Origin of the sequence: Pontibacter sp. HSC-36F09, from assembly GCF_024171605.1 — a bacterium.
Lineage (GTDB): Bacteria > Bacteroidota > Bacteroidia > Cytophagales > Hymenobacteraceae > Pontibacter.
Window position 1 is genome coordinate 711910 of the sequence record NZ_JALKAA010000001.1, and the last position, 17798, is coordinate 729707.

Sequence of the window (17798 nt, forward strand, 5' to 3'; positions counted from 1 at the left end):
AAACACTTTAAAATACAGCAATGCCTTGGTTTAAAACCGATACGACTTCCGAACCAGCGTCAGGTTGCTTTCGCGGCCCTGCTCTGGTATAACATGGGCGGGCAGAGCTTTCTTTATCAGCTGCTGCGGCAGACCAATGCTCACATCATACAGGTATAGCTGCAGGCCACTGCTCTGTTTCAGGCGCACTTCCAGTTCCACTTCTTTTGAGTCCGGCAGCCCATGTACCTTGGCAAAGTATACTGCCCCTTGCGCTGTCTCAAGAGGGCCCAGCGTGAGCGCTTCGCCGTTGATGGCGGCTCCCAGCATACCGCCTTCTTCGGTGGGTTGCAGCACCAGGTCCAGGTGAGCGGCTCCACGCGGTGACTGCAACCGGATGGTCAGTACGCGTTCGCCGGGGGCTATTGCTTCGTTCACCAGACTGGCGACAGGCGCCTGCACAGGTATAGGCGCAGCTTCGTTTTTCAGGTACTCCCGCGCAGCCATGGGGTATATTTCAGTCAGTGCACTGGTTGTTGGCTTCGGGAAAAACTGCTGATTCCAGTCGTCGGTGCGCTTATAGGCGGAGGCCCAGACGGCCACATCATCGTCGGCGTTAAGGTAGTAGCTTACGTGACTGTGCAAAGGCTGAGCGGGGCTCGGTTTCTCTGCCTTAATGGCCCGGAACAGCTGTATACCTCCGGTAAAAAGCAGAAAGGCAGGCAGCAAAGGCAGCATACGCCAACCGAAGCTTCGCTCTATGGTGATCAGCAAAGGTATAGCCAGCCCGGCCAGCAGAAGTAGCGTGACTACCGTGGCGACAGGCATCTGCAGGGCAAACACCACAAACAGGAAATTTACCTGCGGCATCAGCATGAAAATGGCGGGTGCTATACCTGCCAGCAACACCAGCGCATACGCCCAGCCAACAGGTTGCTGGTGCAGGCCTTTCAGGAAAAGCACCAGTAAGGCCAGCAGGCAGAAAAGTAGCGGAAACATGAACAGATAGGCCGCAGCAGGCACCAGCACCAAGGCCGCCACCATCAGGGCAAACCAGTGCAGGCAAACGCCCACGGCTAAGGCAAATACCGACATCCAACGCAGCAGCAGCCAGCTTAACAGTAGCATCAGCCCCAGAGCCAGCAGCAGATAGCCCATAAAGAAGCGCACAGTGCCATATACCCCGTTGATGTCATGGCTGTAGGGTAGCATGGCTTTTATAAAGTTGGTGATTGGAAAGGATAGCCCTGCCACAATCGCTATGACCAGCAGGAAACCCACGAAACCTCCTATCAATTGCATCCCCGAAAAAGCTTTCCTGCGAATACCCACCACGATATAGGCCAGCAGCAACACCGTGGTCAGCGCTGCCCACAGCAAATTCCATCCAGCCGTATACTGCACGAGCCAACTGCCTGCGGGGTTAAAGAAAATCTTGTCTTGCGCCTTGGTATTGTCAAGCGACACATTGCCCAGGTGCCGTACCAGCGCCAGCATGTTGCTGCCGTGGTGCTGCAGACTGTTGCGGTTCAGGTTCTCGGGTGAGTCGGTCATTTTATGGTAATGCACAAAGCCATCGATGAAAGCTGAATTCACGCCCGTATACCCGGCATCTCTGAACACAGTAAAATCTGTATTGTTGGGCATGTTGCGGTATACCTCGTACATCATGGAGCTGGCAAAGGGGTAGGGCGCGGCCGCCGCAAACTGCTCCACAATCCAGCCGTTTTCGGGGCTTATCTCGAAGGTCATGCTCGGGCCAGCATTGCCGCGCGCCTCTACGTTTACGACTACGCCCACCTCCTGTGCCCAGGGGTGTTTCAGGAAAGCCCTGGCCCCGTACAGGCCGTATTCCTCGCCGTCGGTCATCAGGAAAATAACATCGTGCTGCAGCGGTTCGCCTATCTGAAGGGCTCGGGCTGTCTCGAGCATGGCGGCTATACCTGCGCCATCGTCACTGGCGCCGGGGGTGTTGGGCTGCGAGTCGTAATGCGCCATCACCAGCACGGCTTTGCCGCCCGGTTGGGTGCCTTTCAATCGACCCAGGAGGTTGTAGACATAGCCCACGTTGCTGGTTTCGCCTACCGGGTTCACGACTACCGCTTCCTGCACCTCCGGCTGTAGCCCGAGCATCTCCATTTGTTTGAGCAAATACTGCCGCACCTCCGCATGGCCTGGCGTGCCCATGGCGTGGGGCTGACTCGCTACCTCCCGGACATGTGCCATAGCCCGCTCCGCCGAGAATTCTGTGTCCGGGGCAGTGGCTGGCAGTGCCTCCGGTGGACTCATCAGGCTAACGCTATACACACTCAAGCCCACGAGGGCAATCAGCAAAAAGAGCGCTATGAGATAAGGTCTTGTAGACATGGCCAGGTATAGGGTGGTTCCGTACGGTTAATATAGTAAATTTCTATGTATGTCTGTTAATTCTCCGGACTACCAGGTTATCTCGGGCGAGGGAAAATCTATACCTTCTACACTTCGCGTCGGCTATACCGCTGCTGGAAGCTGTTAGGAAAAGGAATGGCTTTAAAACAAAAGCCCCGACAGGTATACTGCCGGGGCTTTTGCAAAAACCTCAAGCTGACTTATTGGGAAGGATCGCCTTCGGGCAGTACTTCGTTCTGACGCAGATGCACCGGTGTGGTTTTCTTGCGCAGGCGTAAGTTGAGCATCTCCACCATCAGTGAGAAGAACATGGCAAAGTAAATGTAGCCCTTCGGGATGTGCTGGTGCAGGGACTCTACTATCAACATGAAGCCGATGAGGAGCAGGAAGGAAAGTGCCAGCATTTTCACGGTCGGGTGCTTGTTCACAAAGTCGCTCACGTACCTGGCGAAGATCAGCATAATGCCCATGGCAATGATCACGGCAAGCACCATCACCAGGATCTCCTGCGCTAGGCCAACGGCCGTCAGAATAGAGTCGAAAGAGAACACGATATCGATCAGGATGATCTGGATGAGCACTTTACCCAGCGTGGTGGTTCCCTTCCCGGTTTCATGGCCTTCCTCCTCGCCTTCCAGCTTGTTATGGATTTCTGTTACCGACTTGGCTAACAAAAACAGACCACCAGCAAACAAAATAATATCGCGCCACGACACCGGGAAGTCTTCGTCGGTAAACGGCAAATTGATCGAGAAGATCGGCTCACTCGCACTCACGATCCAGGCGATGAACATCAGCAGGATGATGCGAAAAACAAGTGCCAGCATCAAGCCGATATTGCGCCCCCTGGCCTGCTGTTCCTTCGGCAACCGACTTACAATGATCGAGATGAACACAATGTTGTCGATGCCCAGCACAACCTCCATAAAGGTCAGGGTCAGCAGACTTATCCAGGTGTCCGGATTAGCGAATATTTCCATAAGGTGAGGGTTGAATTGTTAAATGGCTAAATTGTTAAATGGTTGCCGTCAGCTAAAAACAATTTAACCATATAACCATTACGACTTCATATTGACGTACTGAAGCGGCATACCAATTTCTTCGGCGTTTGTACGCAAGACAGCGATTATTTGCTGCAGATCATCAATTTTTTTACCTGTCACCCGGATGGTTTCGTCCATGATGGCGGCCGACACCTTCACCTTGCTGTCTTTGATCAGCTTCATAATCTTTTTGGAAGTCTCCTTGTCTATGCCGGCTTTCACTTTGATGTCTTTCTTCACCATGGCACCGCTCTGGTAAGCTTCCTTAGAAAAGTCGAGGGCGGTGGCGTCGAGGCCCTGCTTCACCATTTTACCGATAAGCACGTCCTCGGTGTGCTGCAGGCGCATGTCGTTCTCCATGCTGATGTGCACTTCGTTGTTTTTCTTGTCAAACTCCAGTGAGCCTTTGGTGTCGCGGAAGTCGTAGCGGTTCATGATTTCCTTGCGAGCCACGTTTATCGCATTGTCCATGATCTGCGGATCTACTTTGCTGATAATATCGAAAGATGCCATAGTTTTTCGGGTTAGGTTAAATGATAAGATTTACACGGTTAATAAGCTGCAAAGTTATGTATCTAATTGTTGATTGCTAGGGGGTGAGTTGCTAAATGGGTAAATTGTTGGTTGTTGGGGGTTAATGATTGGATTGTTAAATGGTTTTCACCCCATCCCAGCCTTTCCTTTTATCGAGGGCCCCTACCCTCAAAACAGGGGAAGGAGCGGTGCACGATTAACATCTCCCTGCCCCCTTCAAAGGGGGACTTTCCTGCCGTTGCGGGTTTATAAGTAAAAGGCGTTGTAGTTCCTGTCACAAACCCTTGGCAGGTATAGCAAGACTAACTTGACCCCTAAACAATGAAACAGATCGCTATGCCAGGTGCACCTTTTGACTACCCACTGTTTGAGCGGTCAGCGAGTTTGGGGAGTCTTGATTTTTTTGCCTACTTTTTTTATCAAGAAAAAAAGTAGGTGCCCGCCGCACAGGCGAAGCTATAAAACAACATAACCCGCCATACCTGCAACAGCAGCTAGTAATACAACCTCCGCTATACTTACAACACCACATTTTCACTAAACTTGCATTACAAAAACACAACCACATGAAAGTCATAGAACCCGCTACACCTGAGCAATTCAAACAATACTACCAACTCCGTTACGACACCCTGCGCAAACCCTGGGATCAACCCGAGGGCAGCGAACGCGCTGAAGACGACGACCAAGCCATACACGCCATGCTCGTAGATGAAAACAATGAAGCCGTTGGCGTTTGCCGTCTGCACCTGAACACGCCGCAGGAAGGGCAGATCCGCTTTATGGGCGTGCGAGCCGATAAACAGGGTATGCGCCTCGGCGATCAGTTAATCAGCTACCTCGAAGACCGCGCCCGACAGCTTGGGGCCACTACCATGACCTTGCAGGCCCGCGAAAACGCCGTAAACTTTTACCGCCGCAACGGGTATGAAGTAGTAGAAAAAACATACCTGTTGTTTGGCTCTATTCAGCATTACAAAATGGCCAGGCAACTCTAACACGTTGCAGAAATGGCTTTGGACAAAAACAAAAAACTTTTACTGACCGCCGGTGCGGTAATACTCGGTGCCGCTATCATCAGCAGTTGTAGCAGCACAAACGCGCCACTCGAAACGGTGCCAGACGTGGACCTGGAACGCTACATGGGTAGGTGGTACGAGATCGCCTCTATTCCACAGCGCTTCACAAAAGGCTGCCGCTGCACCACAGCCGACTATAAATTCAATGCCGAGAAAGGGTATGTGGAAGTATACAACTCCTGCCTGAAAAAAGGCAAGACGAGCGATGTGAAGGGAAAGGCTTTTCCGGTGGAGGGTAGTAACAACAGCAAACTCAGGGTACAGTTCTTCTGGTCTTTCAAAGGCGACTACTGGATCCTGGAGCTCGACCCGGATTATCGTTATGTGATGGTGGGTGCGCCCGACCGCGAGAGCCTCTGGTTCCTCTCCCGCACCCCCACCATGGACGAGGCCACTTACGCCAGACTAGAGCAACTGGCAAATGCCAAGGGCTTCCCGGTGGAGCAAATGCAAATGACGGATCAGGGTTGTGCGGAATAATTCGCCTCGAAATTTACACTTGAAGTGCCTTAATACGCCCGCCGGAGGCTGGTGGTAGTGGTTTTGGAAGTGGCTGGGTCGCCGGTATCGCGCTTGAGGGCACCGTTCAGAATGAAGAGCTTGAAGAAGAGAATGAACCCAACCACTGCCAGGGCATGGACTAGAAGCGCTCCTTTGTTATGCGGGTCGCCGGGTGCTGCAAGTACACCGATCAACCGCCTGATGAGCAGCACCGCGCCAATCACCAGCACCAGGAGCCCCACCATGTGGTGCGCCCCGGGTGCGTGCGCATATTCCCAGCCAAACAGCAGGTAGGTAATCCAAACTAAAACAACACCACCCGCATAGTATGCGAGTCCGCGGGCTATACCTGTCACAAACTGCTTCTCTATGCGCATGTTTTTTCTAGCCCTGTAGTTTCTTATCAGTCAGGTCGCGCAGTTCTGCCTGCAGATCCTGCGCGACTCGTTGCATTTCCTGCATGGCCTGCTCTTTCGTTTTGCACTGCAACAGATGCAGTTTCACGTTATCCGAGAGCTTGATGTAGCCATCGTATCGCTCTAATTGATAGGTATGCGTTGATCCTCCGACCGCATTGGACTGCCCATAACTGTTCTTTTTCAAAAAAAGAAAATCGATCCCGGCCAGGGGCAGCATTTTCCCGAACGTTTTTCCTGCAAACCGAACGCCTTCGCGGTAGGTCATTTGTGCCAGATCGAACTCAGTGCGATAGTGTGTGAATTGCGTGATGATGGCGGTCGGAAGGAAGGCGTAGGCCGCTATTGAACCGTTTACAACCATCGTGATGGCAAGTGTGGTGGTGATCCAGCCGAGCGCCCGTGCGCTTGCACTGAAGTATTGGCCTGTGCGGTAGCTGTGTCGTGTTGCTGACATGGGCATGTGAAATGATCGTCAAGGTAAGGTTTATTTCTGAGATCTCTGCTCCCGATTTGGCACGATCAACTGCCTGTTTTCATCATAGAGCCCCACCAATATGCTGTTGCCTGCATCGTCTACTCTCAGCCCGCCATAGGCTGCTTTTTCGAACGTTTCGGCCTGCCCTTCTTCAAAAAAGTAGGATTCAGCCCCTAAGTTGAGCGACCAACCGCCTTTGCTATACCTGAGCAGGATTTCGTCGTCGTGAAGCGGTTCTTTCTCCGGTTGATAACGCACGAGTTGCGCCACGTTTTGCGAGTCCAGCTGCACGACGGCATAGCCGCGGTTGGGAAGTTTCTCCAGTTCCTGCGTCTGGCTGATGGCGTAGCTGAGCACCATGTAATCGCCCTGCATGAGCGAGCGCGGGTCTACCGGGGCCAGGCTGAGGAGCACCAATTGGCCGTCTTTCAAAATATCCTCTTTGTCCACCACCGACAAATTGAAAAAGGCCAGCACCGCCACCAGGTTCACCAGCACGACAATGCTTTTCAGGTTACGCTTCATGGCTTCGCAGATAACGGTTTAACAGGTATTGACCAGCCAGAAAAAGGCTACCCATGAGCACCAGCACCCCGGACTTGGCCAAGAGCGTCATGTTCAGGTCGTAGTAGTAGAGCACCAGGAAATAAGCCAGCGCCAGCAGCCCGACCCAAGAGCCTGTCCGGTGGCCGATGTAAAAACTGGACAGGACCACCAGCAAAGCACCCGGCACCGATGGCGCCAGCACAGTAGGCAGCAACACCACCGCGCAGCAGGTATAGAAAATTCCCAGCGTCTTCTGATCCTTCACCCCGCTTTCGCGCAGCGCACGGTGCAGCAACAGCAGCAGACAACCGATCAAAAACAAACCCGACATCCAGAAATGGGTGATGTTGGTGGAGAGCAGTTTCTGATGCACAAACAGCACCAGCGTGATGATCAGCGAGAAGATCAGCCCCATGCGGACCGGTCCGAAAACAAGCGCAAAGCGCCGCGACAGGGCCAGCAGCTTTGCTTCGGACAGACTCATCAAGGTGAGCATACCTGCCAGCAACATCACAAGCACATGCGACAGGTTGTATACCTTATGTATGAAGATCAAGCTCAGTAAGCTGCCGTTGAGCACCAGCACTGAGATAAAAACACAGACGGCACTCTTCGAGAAAACCAGCACCAGTGCTGAAGCTATACCTAAAGTGAGAGCTGCGGCCGAGGCGCTATCCGTCATTTGGCCAATACCGAAGGCCAGCATCACATAGCTCGTAATATTCATAGAAATACCCAGTGCGTCAGCGGTCGTATCTTTGTTGCTACGAATCACTACTTCCGCCCCGATCAGGAAAATCAAGCCAAAAACCAGCATGGCTGTACCTGATTGGAGTAGCTGCGTGCTGGCGATAGCCCCCATCAAAGTACCCATCGCCAGCAAGCCGCCCAGAATCGTGAGCAATTTCACAGGCCAGCGCTTGAGCAGCGATGTAGCTTGATCAATTTCTGCAGCTATCACTAGCTCGTTGTATTGGAAGCCGGGTTGCTCCTGAGCAATTTGCTCCAGCACATTGCTTAAACGCGGATATTCTTTATCGGCCATGCCACTGTCGGTTAAGTTTGCCCAGATACTGAATCAGTAAGGTGATGCTGCCCACCACAAAAAGCGTCGCCAGCAACAGCATGATTTCCGGCACGTTCTCCCCGATCCGCACCAGGATGGCCGTCACCACCGCTATGCCGCTAAAGGGTAGGGCCGTCAGGTAAAAGATATCGCGCACCTTTAGGCCATAGGCGATCCCTGCGCCATACATCGTCGCGCCGAGCACATAAGCCAGTCCATAATCTTCGCGTATACCTGCAAACAGTGCTGAGATCATACTGATGGTGATGACCGTGATCGCCGCCAGCCCAACCAGGCGCGGAAACCAGCGGTGTTGTATACCTACGCGGCCTTTTGCAGCTAAAACTTCCCAGATGATAACTGCCGCTGCGTTGATGATGAACAGCACATCCATCACCACGACAAAGCGCCAGTGTGTGGCCACCTGCTGGGTATAGAGCACAAAGGTGGTGTTGAGCAGCATCAAAAAGATGAACCACAGCGGCTGAAACCGGGCCACAACCACCCACAGCACCACACACATCGTCCAGCCCAGAAAGAAGTCGTAGGCATTGGCCCCGGTCTGGTAGATCTGTCCGAATACGGCAAAGAGTACGCCCACCAGCATGGTACTGGCTGTGAGCAGCACATTCTTCACCGTGCTACTCAACTTCGTAAACACCGCTGCAAACGTCACCGCCAGTATCAGCAACTCGATCAGGCCCAGCTTCACGAACTTGTGCATGTCGGCCCAGTTGTAGGCGAAGAAGAAGATAATACCCGAGATCAGAAAGCTACCTCCAAGCCCCAGCAAGAACAGCCGGACAAATTTGATCCAGTCTTGCGGTCCGGCGTATACCTGCTCTTTGCGCAGCCAGGCGGCTATACCTGCCTCGCGCCAGTTGCTGTGCCGGGCAATGCTGTAGATGATCTCGCGAGTGAGGAGTGGTTTCATAGAATCATTTGAAAAGGTGTTGCTATTTCAGAATAGAGGCTGATATGTTTTGAGTCTTAAGCACAGTGACTTTTAATAATATAGCTCCCCATCTTGCTTTGCAGGCAATTCTCTGTCTAAACTGTCACGGGTATTTTTCTGCACCGCAATCGCAGCGAAAAGGCTTAACAAGAACGACATGCCATAGAAGCCTTTTTCACTCAGGAGCAAGTCTGCATTCCAAAGCCCCACTGTCAGCAGCACGATCGCCAGAATGGTAGAAAACCAGCTAAGTGCATAATAGATGTTGGTCACCGGTATACCTTCCAGTTGGTCGCGCACGCTTTTCTGGAGCGAGATGGCGGAGAATAAACCAAACATTAAGATGGCAAAATAATAGCCCTTTTCGTTCAGCAGCATGTCTGCGTTCCAGAGGCCGATGAGGTAGGCGGTTATACCGGTGAGTAAGGTAGCCCAGGAGGCTGCTACAAATGCGTTGGATGGTTTCTGATTCATTTTCGTCTTTCGTTAAGTGATGAATCAAAGGTATAGCAGCCCCAAAATCTTTCTTTTGACAATTGTCAAAAAAGGAAAGCATCACACCTGGCTTCGAATTCTGCTCAATGTTTCCTGGCTTATACCCAGGTAAGAAGCAATTTGCCCGAGCGGGATTCGCTGCAGAATATGCGGCGAGGTTTCCAGCAGCTGTTCGTAGCGCTCCCGGGCCGTTTTGAACTGCATGGCCATCAGCCGCTCTTCCAGCCGGATGTAGTACTGCTCGTTTATGATCCGCACAAGGCGCTCCAGGTCATGGTGCTGATCAAACAACTGGTTCAGGGCTTCGAAACTGATCCCCCACAAGGTCGAGTCTTCTAGTATCTGGATGTTTTCTATACCTGGCTTCCGGGAGATGAAGCTGTAAAAAGAGGTAATGAAATTATTCTCGAAGCCAAACCAATACGTCACTTCCTTTCCATCCAGGTTGTTGTAGTATCCGCGCAAACAACCCCGCTCCAGGAAGTACAGCTTATTGCACACCGCTCCTTCTTTCACTAAGAAAGAGTTCTTCGGAACCTCTACCTTAATCAGGGCCTTGGAAAGTGCCTCCCATGCAGCTATAGAGATTGGGTGGTATTGGGAGATGCATTGGTGTAGGGCATTCATTGTGGGGTGGTTTTACTTCAGGTATGGGGTTAGAAGTTGTTTGTTTGGAAGAGGAGAAGATAGTTTTAAAGGGAAGCCTGGCGGGCTCGTGCATAATGTGGATAAGACTACGCTGGAGCCCCAATTATGAACCTTAATATGTGTTGCTATTTACTACTTTTGAAGGTTTCAATAATTTTCTTTATATCAGTTATGGCGTTTTTACTTCCAGCTAAATAGGTCCCAACAAAGAGGTAATACCCGCCATTATCATCAAATAAGATTACTTGATACATTTCTTCGCTTTCCCTATCATTATTCTTTGCAAAGAGTTCGTATCCTTTCAGTTTGTCAAGTTCAATTTCGTTAATTCCTTTACTCAGAATCACAGAATAATCTTCAGGATACTTTTTTAATCTTGAGATACAAAATAGCTTCTTATTACTTATTTCAATATTAGAAAATGATTTATCAGTTATTAAAGTCGCTTTATCTGCACTTTCTGTAGGTGTTTTTAGATCTCGGTTAAACAACATTCCGTTCCCTATAACCGAATGAAACTTCAAAGAACCAGCATTTTCATTTAATGTATAGTTCAAAGCTTCTCTTGGGTTGCTTTCCAATTCAGAATCGACAAAAGTCGTTAAAATACTTTCTTTAATTCTCTTACCTAGTTGTAATGAGTCTTTTTGGTAAACGCCATTTATGAGTGTGCTTGATTTTTCGTTGCCATAAACTAGAATTTGCTTTGAAAATATTAGTCCGTTCGCAGGTTGGTCTAATTCAATTAGTAAACCATCATAATCAGCAACTTTAACTTTTTTCAGGGACTTCAATTCCATACCTTTTGGTTTTAGCATTTCAGAATTGAATCCTTTTGATACTTCTGAATATGGTCCAGGAATTTCTATTACCATAATCATGGTCGTTTGATCTTCCGAATTTTGGAGGCCTTTAAAGTTATCCGATGACTCAAAAGAAACGGGGGGAATCATAAATATATTCGTTCCTTTAATCTGAATGTGATTTTTGGACTTTTCTTTTGGGAGTGCTTGTCCAAAACCAATTAATGAAATTGATAGAAGTAATATCGTTAGTTTAATTTCTTTGATCATCTGTTTTCTGTACTCTAATTGCACACATAAGCATATTACCAAACATAGCGAAAATCCGTAATTCATCCACCTTGTCTTCAAGCATTTTAACAGTTTCTAACTTGACTTTAGAAATAGCAGCTATACCTTTGACCTCATCAAACCCGGCGCTATACCTGTGGAAACGAAGCCGCAAATAAAAACCCGCATCGCCCCGACTCCGAGCGGCTTTCTGCACCTGGGCAATGCGCTGTCGTTTGCCATTACGTGGGCGCTGGCGCGCAAGCAACAAGGTATCGTCGCCCTCCGCATCGACGACCTCGACAATGCCCGTTTCCGCCCCGAGTACCTGCAGGACATCTTCGACACGCTCGACTTCATGGGCCTCGACTACGACGAAGGGCCGCGCAACCCGCAGGACTTTCAGGAGAATTACTCGCAGCTTCTGAGGCTTTCGGCTTACCAAACGCAACTCGACAAACTGGTGCAGCAAGGTATGGTGTACGCCTGCCCCTGTTCCCGTAGCCAGATAGCAGCCCTGTCGCCGCAGGGGCTATACCCGCTCACCTGCCGCAACGAGCAGTTGCCACTTGATACACCCAATGCTGCCTGGCGCGTGCGTATACCTGACGACACGGTTATTTCTTTTCAGGACCAACTGCTGGGCAACTGCACGGTGCCGCTCGCCCTCGAAATGCCCGACTTTGTGGTGCGCCGCAAAGACGGTATACCTGCCTACCAGATCGCCTCGATCGTAGATGATCTGGCCATGGGCGTGAACCTGATTGTGCGTGGCGAGGACCTGATGCTCTCCACGGCGGCGCAGCTTTTCCTGGCGCATCACACGGGCGCCACTGCCTTTACCAATGCAGCTTTTGTGCACCACCCGCTTATCGTGAGCGAGGGAAACAAGCTCTCCAAGTCGCACGACGCCCTCTCGCTTACCGAAATGCGCAAGGCCGGGCTCACCTCGCAACAACTCTGGCGAAAACTGGCCGAGCTACTCGGCTGGCAAAAAGCAGGTATAGAAGACGCGCAAAGTTTCCTGAGCAGGTTCCGGCTGGAGGATCTGCCACGACACATCGCGCAGGTATAGCCGCTTGCAAGTGGGCACAAAAAAGCCCTGCTGTTTTCCAGGCTATACCTGAATCCACAGCAGGGCTTCTTGCTTTATGTCAGACTTTATTTTGCTGCCTGTACCTTAACCGGCACTTCCAGGTTCTCCCAGCGCAGCACAATGCCATCTTTGGTCACATCGTATACCAAGCGCTCGCTCATCGAAGTCGCCTTTCGTGGTTTGGCCATCACGCGCAGGGCATCCTGCTTCTCGTCGTACTGCGTACCCCACTGCTTGTTTGTTTTGTTAAAAATGATGGTCCACTCGTCCTCACCAGGTATAGTATAGAAACTGTAAGTACCGGCTGGCAGCTTTTTACCTTCCACCATCACGTCCTGGTCGGTGGTAATGGTAGTGGCTTCGTTTGCACCTGCACGCCATACCTTGCCATAAGGCACCAGTTCACCCCAGATGGTGCGCCCCTTTACAGACGGGCTGCTGTAGTTGATGGTGATGGTGGCATTTCCAACCTTGCCTGTGGCAGTAGCAGCCGGACTTGCTTTTGGCTTCGCATCCTGCGCCCAAGCGGTAGATGAAACGAGTATGCCAATAAGCAACATGGCGAGTACATTTGTGATTCTCAGGTTTTTCATAGTGTTATATTTTGGTTTTGAAAGAAAGATAAGCAATTGAGCAATATTCTACTACAAGATTATCAACCAATTAGCTAACGTATAAGGATCGTTTTGGATTGTACAGGCGAAGCAAAGGTTTTCGGAGTCCGCATACCTTCCTTTGCAGCACCCCGGCTTTTCTTGCGTATAGAAGGAAAAAGCTCAAAAAAGAGAAAGCCGCGGAACCTATGCCTTCTTATAATCGAAACAGAAGAATCTCTAAGCGAAACGTACGCCTCCCCACACCCGGCACCGGTACGCAAAGTATGGGGCAGCCGCAAAGCTATGCCACTACTCCCACACGCAGAAACCTCCGCATCAGATTACGAAAAAGAAAACGCACCCGTGGCTCAGCCGTGAAAGGAGCCCAAAACCGACTACGCAATTTCCGGCAAGCCTCACTTTTGGCCATGGCTATTACAGGCTTGATTCTGATGCTGTTTGCTCCAAGCGAGGCAGGTCTGGCACAGGATAATTACCCCGAAACGGTTGCAGTAGTGGAAGAGGTGGCAGTGCAGGACCTGGTGCCTGGCGGCACCGTTACAGAGGAGGTGGTAGTTAAGAAGAAAGGCTCCACCAAAGAGGCGACTGATGAGGCGATCGGGGCGCTGCAGGGGCTCTGGGAAGGCTTCATTTTCAACCTGCCTAAAATAATCATCGCTTTCATTACCCTTTTTTTGGCCTGGCTGACTGTGCGCATACTGCGGGCTATTCTGCACCGTACCATCGGCAAATGGCAGAGCGCCAGCGCCGTTATCTCCTTGGTTTCCATTGGCGTGTGGTTGCTGGCCATTGGGGTGGCAGTGAGCGTGGTGGCAGGCGATATCCGGGCGCTGGTCGGCTCTTTTGGCCTGATCGGCCTGGCCCTGTCGTGGTCGTTGCAGACACCCATCGAAAGTTTTACCGGCTGGCTCATGAACTCCTACCAGGGCTACTACCGGGTGGGCGACCGCATCCAGGTTGGCGAGGTGTTCGGCGACGTCTACCGCATCGATTTTCTGACTACCACGGTTTGGGAGATCGGCGCGCCTTACCAGCCGGGTTTTGTGCGGGCCGAGCAGCCCACAGGCCGACTGGTCACGTTCCCCAACAACGAAGTCCTGACGGGCTCTGTGATCAACCTGACCGCCGATTTCCCCTTTGTATGGGACGAACTGGATGTGGGTGTGGCCAACGAGTCCGATATGCCGCTCGCCATGGGGGTGGTCGAAAGTGTGGCGCTGGGGCTCCTGGGCGATTACATGAAAGGGCCAACCACCTCTTACGCCCAGCTACTGCAGCAGGCAGGCCTGGACAATACGGTGCCGGACAAGCCCCAGGTGTTTGTTTCCATGGATGAGTCGTGGACCAACATAACCATCCGCTACCTGGTGGGGGCACGCGAGCGGCGCAAGTGGAAGAGTGAGCTCACGCTGCGCCTCACTATGGAGCTGAACAAGCCCGAGTATATAAATAAAATCATACCGGTATACCCACGGCAGCAGGTGCAGTTCATCAACCCCGATGGTACTCCTGCACAAACCAACTCCGGAAGCAGGGGTTAATCCCAGAACACAACTATTTTACTATCAATAATTTACAAAATTCAGATTTGCTTCAGAATTGCACCGTATACTTGTAACATACCAATTTTTAAAACTTAAAATCTAGATTTATGAAAAAGATACTAGTTGGATTTGCCTTCGTAATAGGCTCAGTTGTGGCAGTGCAGGCGCAGGACGTAGCCGAGAAAAATGTTCCGGAAGCTGTGAAAAGCGCGCTCTCTCAAAAGTATGCCAACGCCACCGACCTGGATTGGGAAAAGCACGGTGAGAACTACGAGGCCGATTTTGATGTGAACCGCATCGACCACGCTGTTATGATCGACCCATCCGGCAAAATACTGATGTCCAGACACGACTTGATGGAGAAAGACCTGCCACAGAATATACAAACTGCCATCAGCCAGAATTACAAAGGCATGCGCGTGGATGACATAGAGCAGGTTGAGAAAGACGGCAACACCTATTATCAGTTGGAGCTCGACCAGAAAGGAAAAGACAAAAAGATTGTGATGTCAAAAGACGGGAAAGAAGTAACCGACCCTGCCTATTGGGACTAACCACTTGTCTTTTAAATACTACATGAGATGCCCGGAGCCACGCTTCGGGCATTTTTTTGACTTATACCTTAATTCCTATACCTGCCAGCTAATTGCCTGCTGCCTCCGGCGGAGGATACGCGATCTGTATACCTGCACTGAGTACGCCCGTAGGAAGAGAACCCGAACTCACTTTATCTTGCATGCGCGTACTCTGGAATTACCTGCAGCCTCACCGTGGGCTGGTTATACTTTCTTTATTCCTGGCCGGCACCAGTCAGATACTGGCGCTGGTCGACCCGATCATTTTCGGAAAGATCATCGACAAGTACGCCACGCCGCCTTTTACCATGTCCAGCGAAGAACGGGTGAAGGGTGCGCTCTGGCTAATGCTGCTGGCCGTAGCGGTGGCACTGCTCTCGCGTTTGGCAAAGGCTTTTCAGGAGTATTTTACCAACCTGGTGGTGCAGAAATTCGGGGTACAGATCTTTAACGACGGCCTCAAACAGACACTCAAACTCTCTTACCAGGAGTATGCTGACCAGAACAGCGGCGAGACGCTTTCCATCCTGCAGCGGGTGCGGCGCGACACGGAGCGCTTCATCAACTCGTTCATCAACATCCTTTTTTCGTCTTTGGTAGGCGTGGGTTTTCTGGTGTGGTATGCTATCACCAAGCACTGGGCGCTTGTCCCGATCTTCCTCATCGGGATGGTGGTGCTTGGCGGTTTAACCAGTATACTGAGCGCCAAGATTAAGACCATGCAACGGTCCATCAACCGGGCCACGAACAAAATGTCGGGCGTGATCACAGAATCGCTGCGCAATATTGAGTTGGTGAAAAGTCTTGGTCTCACTTACCCCGAAATACGTCGTTTGCGTGAGCACACCGAGCGAATTTTCTCCCTCGAAATGGCCAAAGTCAAGCGCGTTCGTACCCTATCTTTTCTGCAGGGCACGGCCCTCAATCTGCTCAGGCAGTCCATTTTGTTCACACTGCTCTGGCTGATTTTCCGGGATGTGCTCACCACCGGCGAACTGATCTCAATGCAGTTTATCTCGGTCAGCATTTTCGGTCCGCTGCAGGATATGGGCACTATCATCCTCACCTACCGCGAAGCAGAGGCCTCGCTCCACAATTTTGATGAACTAATGAACAAGCCTGTGGAAACCCGACCCGAATCGGCGATTAACGTGGGGCCACTGCAGCAACTGCGTTTCGAGAATGTAGTGTTCCGGCACAAAGGCGCGCCGCAGAACTCGGTGGACGGCATTTCCTTTGAGGCTAATACCGGCGACACCGTTGCTTTCGTGGGGCCCTCGGGTTCGGGCAAGTCTACGCTGGTAAAGCTGCTGGTGGGGCTATACCTGCCAGCCAGCGGCGAGATCTACTACAACGGCACGCCTGTGAAGGAAATCTGGCTGAATGAGGCGCGCCGGCAGCTGGGCTTCGTAACGCAGGAGACGAACCTGTTTTCGGGCACCATCAAGGAGAACCTGCAGTATGTGAAGCCGGACGCCACCGACGAAGAAGTGATCCGGGCGATGGAAAAGGCCTCCGCCACCCACCTGCTCACCCGCTCCGAGCAAGGTATCCATACCCAGATAGGCGAAGGCGGCTTGAAGATGTCGGGTGGTGAGAAGCAACGCCTCTCCATTGCCCGTGCCCTCATCCGCAACCCACGCCTCCTCATTTTCGACGAAGCCACCTCGGCCCTCGACTCGCTCACCGAAGAGGAAATTACGGCCACTGTGAAAGAAATATCGGCCCTGCGCGAACAGATCACCATCCTCATCGCCCACCGCCTGAGCACCATCATGCACGCCGACACCATTTATGTGCTGGAAAAAGGCAAGATCGTGGAGCAGGGCAATCATGCTGAGCTGGTGGAGCAAAAAGGCCTGTACTACGCCATGTGGCGCCAGCAGATAGGCGAGCGCAAGGTGGAGCTGATACGGTAGGTCGCGCAGCGCCTGATCTACCTGTGAGTTTGTTCCGGCACCTATGAATCTCGTCATGCAACAGGTATAGCTTTCACAAAAGCAATTTCAGAATATCCATTTATACCTGCTGCAACACGGTGGATTGCAACTTTATACCTGCAGCTCAGGTATGCAAAGCAACAAATCAGAAATGAAGCTTATACCTATGAAACGATACCTACCAGCCATCGCCGGTCTGCTGGCGCTTGCTTCCTGCGGCTCCGACTCGGCAGACGGCAACTACAACCGCGCTGCTGACGATGACCTTATCGAAAGCCAGATCGATTCCGACACCAAAACTTCTATCGACAGCGTGGCCCGCGCCACCGACGAAGGCGCTATTCTGCACCCACTCCCCGACACGCTGACTACCCTGCTGCAACAGCGCCAGCCGCAGGCAGAAGTGGCTGTTCTGACAGACCAAACCATGTCCAACCGCACGCGGCATGTCGACAATCCGGTATACTTGCGCGGTAACCTCAACGACAACCGTAATCCCGATTATGCGGTGCAGGTGCTGCAGAACGACTCTATCCACATCCTGGCTTTTCTGGATTACGGCACACCGCAGGTACGTGAAATGAAAGTGGCGGCCTATCCGTCGCAGCAGCTGAACGACCGCAGGTATAGCAACCTGCAACTCAGGCTGGCACCGCAGGATTCGCTTGTGCGCAACCCGCGTCAACAGCAGTTCACCAACCTTAAGACTGATGGTGTGTCCGTGCTGGATGGCAATCGCACGACGCTATACCTGTTGCAGAACAACCGTTTTATACCTTTCGATGCGCAGCAGTAAGGTATAGCGCCGGCTTATCCGTAAATTGC

General features: G+C 51.6%; 19 protein-coding genes. 7 read left to right on the top strand and 12 right to left on the bottom strand.

The annotated features are described in order from the left end of the window. Positions 1–30 precede the first annotated feature (30 nt). The 3 genes from L1278_RS03260 to L1278_RS03270 form a co-directional block, all read right to left on the bottom strand. Entirely contained in the window at positions 31–2346 is a 2316-nt protein-coding gene (locus tag L1278_RS03260; protein WP_253401029.1) for a M20/M25/M40 family metallo-hydrolase, read from the bottom strand. A 221-nt stretch (positions 2347–2567) separates the two neighbouring features. Continuing rightward, complete coding sequence (locus tag L1278_RS03265) at positions 2568–3347, bottom strand: TerC family protein (RefSeq protein WP_253401030.1); 780 nt, start codon at positions 3345–3347, stop codon at positions 2568–2570. Between the two features lie 78 nt (positions 3348–3425). Further along, on the bottom strand, positions 3426–3923 hold the full coding sequence (locus L1278_RS03270; protein WP_253401031.1) for a YajQ family cyclic di-GMP-binding protein: 498 nt from the start codon (positions 3921–3923) through the stop codon (positions 3426–3428). Positions 3924–4510: 587 nt separating this feature from the next. Between L1278_RS03270 and L1278_RS03275 the strand changes: the two genes are divergently transcribed. Together L1278_RS03275 and L1278_RS03280 are read left to right on the top strand one after the other, a co-directional pair. Continuing rightward, positions 4511–4942, top strand: coding sequence for a GNAT family N-acetyltransferase (locus L1278_RS03275; protein ID WP_253401032.1), 432 nt, complete (start codon positions 4511–4513; stop codon positions 4940–4942). A gap of 12 nt (positions 4943–4954) precedes the next feature. Next, a complete protein-coding gene (locus L1278_RS03280; protein WP_253401033.1) occupies positions 4955–5503 on the top strand; it encodes a lipocalin family protein in 549 nt (182 codons plus the stop codon). Between the two features lie 29 nt (positions 5504–5532). On the opposite strand, the gene L1278_RS03285 is transcribed toward L1278_RS03280, so the two are convergent. From L1278_RS03285 to L1278_RS03320, 8 genes are all read right to left on the bottom strand, one after another. Continuing rightward, positions 5533–5901, bottom strand: a complete 369-nt coding sequence (locus tag L1278_RS03285; protein WP_253401034.1) for a hypothetical protein — start codon at positions 5899–5901, stop codon at positions 5533–5535. 7 nt (positions 5902–5908) lie between these two features. Then, positions 5909–6397 carry a hypothetical protein gene (locus tag L1278_RS03290; protein ID WP_253401035.1) on the bottom strand — a complete coding sequence of 163 codons (489 nt, stop codon included), beginning with the start codon at positions 6395–6397 and terminating at the stop codon, positions 5909–5911. A 30-nt stretch (positions 6398–6427) separates the two neighbouring features. After that, positions 6428–6943 carry a GDYXXLXY domain-containing protein gene (locus L1278_RS03295; RefSeq protein WP_253401036.1) on the bottom strand — a complete coding sequence of 172 codons (516 nt, stop codon included), beginning with the start codon at positions 6941–6943 and terminating at the stop codon, positions 6428–6430. Then, positions 6933–8009, bottom strand: a complete 1077-nt coding sequence (locus L1278_RS03300) for a DUF4401 domain-containing protein (RefSeq protein WP_253401037.1) — start codon at positions 8007–8009, stop codon at positions 6933–6935. The genes L1278_RS03295 and L1278_RS03300 overlap by 11 nt, the downstream gene beginning before the upstream one ends. Beyond that, positions 7999–8964, bottom strand: coding sequence for a DUF2157 domain-containing protein (locus tag L1278_RS03305; protein ID WP_253401038.1), 966 nt, complete (start codon positions 8962–8964; stop codon positions 7999–8001). The genes L1278_RS03300 and L1278_RS03305 overlap by 11 nt, the downstream gene beginning before the upstream one ends. Before the next feature lie 72 nt (positions 8965–9036). Beyond that, positions 9037–9459: an inner membrane protein YiaA gene (gene yiaA / locus L1278_RS03310; protein WP_253401039.1), complete on the bottom strand. Its 423-nt coding sequence runs from the start codon at positions 9457–9459 to the stop codon at positions 9037–9039. 81 nt (positions 9460–9540) lie between these two features. Continuing rightward, complete coding sequence (locus L1278_RS03315) at positions 9541–10107, bottom strand: Crp/Fnr family transcriptional regulator (protein ID WP_253401040.1); 567 nt, start codon at positions 10105–10107, stop codon at positions 9541–9543. A 146-nt stretch (positions 10108–10253) separates the two neighbouring features. After that, a complete protein-coding gene (locus L1278_RS03320; protein ID WP_253401041.1) occupies positions 10254–11201 on the bottom strand; it encodes a hypothetical protein in 948 nt (315 codons plus the stop codon). A 157-nt stretch (positions 11202–11358) separates the two neighbouring features. On the opposite strand from L1278_RS03320, the gene L1278_RS03325 reads away from it, so the two are divergent. Next, entirely contained in the window at positions 11359–12276 is a 918-nt protein-coding gene (locus L1278_RS03325) for a glutamate--tRNA ligase family protein (protein ID WP_253401042.1), read from the top strand. Positions 12277–12362: 86 nt separating this feature from the next. On the opposite strand, the gene L1278_RS03330 is transcribed toward L1278_RS03325, so the two are convergent. After that, a complete protein-coding gene (locus L1278_RS03330; protein ID WP_253401043.1) occupies positions 12363–12890 on the bottom strand; it encodes a DUF2911 domain-containing protein in 528 nt (175 codons plus the stop codon). A gap of 209 nt (positions 12891–13099) precedes the next feature. Between L1278_RS03330 and L1278_RS03335 the strand changes: the two genes are divergently transcribed. The 4 genes from L1278_RS03335 (at position 13100) to L1278_RS03350 (ending at position 17769) form a co-directional block, all read left to right on the top strand. Then, positions 13100–14455 (top strand): mechanosensitive ion channel family protein, encoded by a 1356-nt coding sequence (locus L1278_RS03335; protein WP_253401044.1) that lies wholly within the window; start codon positions 13100–13102, stop codon positions 14453–14455. 110 nt (positions 14456–14565) lie between these two features. Next, positions 14566–15012, top strand: coding sequence for a PepSY-like domain-containing protein (locus tag L1278_RS03340; protein WP_253401045.1), 447 nt, complete (start codon positions 14566–14568; stop codon positions 15010–15012). A 182-nt stretch (positions 15013–15194) separates the two neighbouring features. Then, positions 15195–16952 (top strand): ABC transporter ATP-binding protein, encoded by a 1758-nt coding sequence (locus L1278_RS03345; protein WP_253401046.1) that lies wholly within the window; start codon positions 15195–15197, stop codon positions 16950–16952. A gap of 187 nt (positions 16953–17139) precedes the next feature. After that, a complete protein-coding gene (locus tag L1278_RS03350; protein WP_253401047.1) occupies positions 17140–17769 on the top strand; it encodes a hypothetical protein in 630 nt (209 codons plus the stop codon). Positions 17770–17798 lie beyond the last annotated feature (29 nt).

What these genes read in the sequence shown, in the direction of transcription:
- L1278_RS03260 (WP_253401029.1), bottom strand. Translation starts at nt 2,346, where the DNA reads ATGTCTACAAGACCTTATCTCATAGCGCTCTTTTTGCTGATTGCCCTC.
- L1278_RS03265 (WP_253401030.1), bottom strand. Translation starts at nt 3,347, where the DNA reads ATGGAAATATTCGCTAATCCGGACACCTGGATAAGTCTGCTGACCCTG.
- L1278_RS03270 (WP_253401031.1), bottom strand. Translation starts at nt 3,923, where the DNA reads ATGGCATCTTTCGATATTATCAGCAAAGTAGATCCGCAGATCATGGAC.
- L1278_RS03275 (WP_253401032.1), top strand. Translation starts at nt 4,511, where the DNA reads ATGAAAGTCATAGAACCCGCTACACCTGAGCAATTCAAACAATACTAC.
- L1278_RS03280 (WP_253401033.1), top strand. Translation starts at nt 4,955, where the DNA reads ATGGCTTTGGACAAAAACAAAAAACTTTTACTGACCGCCGGTGCGGTA.
- L1278_RS03285 (WP_253401034.1), bottom strand. Translation starts at nt 5,901, where the DNA reads ATGCGCATAGAGAAGCAGTTTGTGACAGGTATAGCCCGCGGACTCGCA.
- L1278_RS03290 (WP_253401035.1), bottom strand. Translation starts at nt 6,397, where the DNA reads ATGTCAGCAACACGACACAGCTACCGCACAGGCCAATACTTCAGTGCA.
- L1278_RS03295 (WP_253401036.1), bottom strand. Translation starts at nt 6,943, where the DNA reads ATGAAGCGTAACCTGAAAAGCATTGTCGTGCTGGTGAACCTGGTGGCG.
- L1278_RS03300 (WP_253401037.1), bottom strand. Translation starts at nt 8,009, where the DNA reads ATGGCCGATAAAGAATATCCGCGTTTAAGCAATGTGCTGGAGCAAATT.
- L1278_RS03305 (WP_253401038.1), bottom strand. Translation starts at nt 8,964, where the DNA reads ATGAAACCACTCCTCACTCGCGAGATCATCTACAGCATTGCCCGGCAC.
- yiaA (WP_253401039.1), bottom strand. Translation starts at nt 9,459, where the DNA reads ATGAATCAGAAACCATCCAACGCATTTGTAGCAGCCTCCTGGGCTACC.
- L1278_RS03315 (WP_253401040.1), bottom strand. Translation starts at nt 10,107, where the DNA reads ATGAATGCCCTACACCAATGCATCTCCCAATACCACCCAATCTCTATA.
- L1278_RS03320 (WP_253401041.1), bottom strand. Translation starts at nt 11,201, where the DNA reads ATGATCAAAGAAATTAAACTAACGATATTACTTCTATCAATTTCATTA.
- L1278_RS03330 (WP_253401043.1), bottom strand. Translation starts at nt 12,890, where the DNA reads ATGAAAAACCTGAGAATCACAAATGTACTCGCCATGTTGCTTATTGGC.
- L1278_RS03335 (WP_253401044.1), top strand. Translation starts at nt 13,100, where the DNA reads ATGCCTTCTTATAATCGAAACAGAAGAATCTCTAAGCGAAACGTACGC.
- L1278_RS03340 (WP_253401045.1), top strand. Translation starts at nt 14,566, where the DNA reads ATGAAAAAGATACTAGTTGGATTTGCCTTCGTAATAGGCTCAGTTGTG.
- L1278_RS03345 (WP_253401046.1), top strand. Translation starts at nt 15,195, where the DNA reads ATGCGCGTACTCTGGAATTACCTGCAGCCTCACCGTGGGCTGGTTATA.
- L1278_RS03350 (WP_253401047.1), top strand. Translation starts at nt 17,140, where the DNA reads ATGAAACGATACCTACCAGCCATCGCCGGTCTGCTGGCGCTTGCTTCC.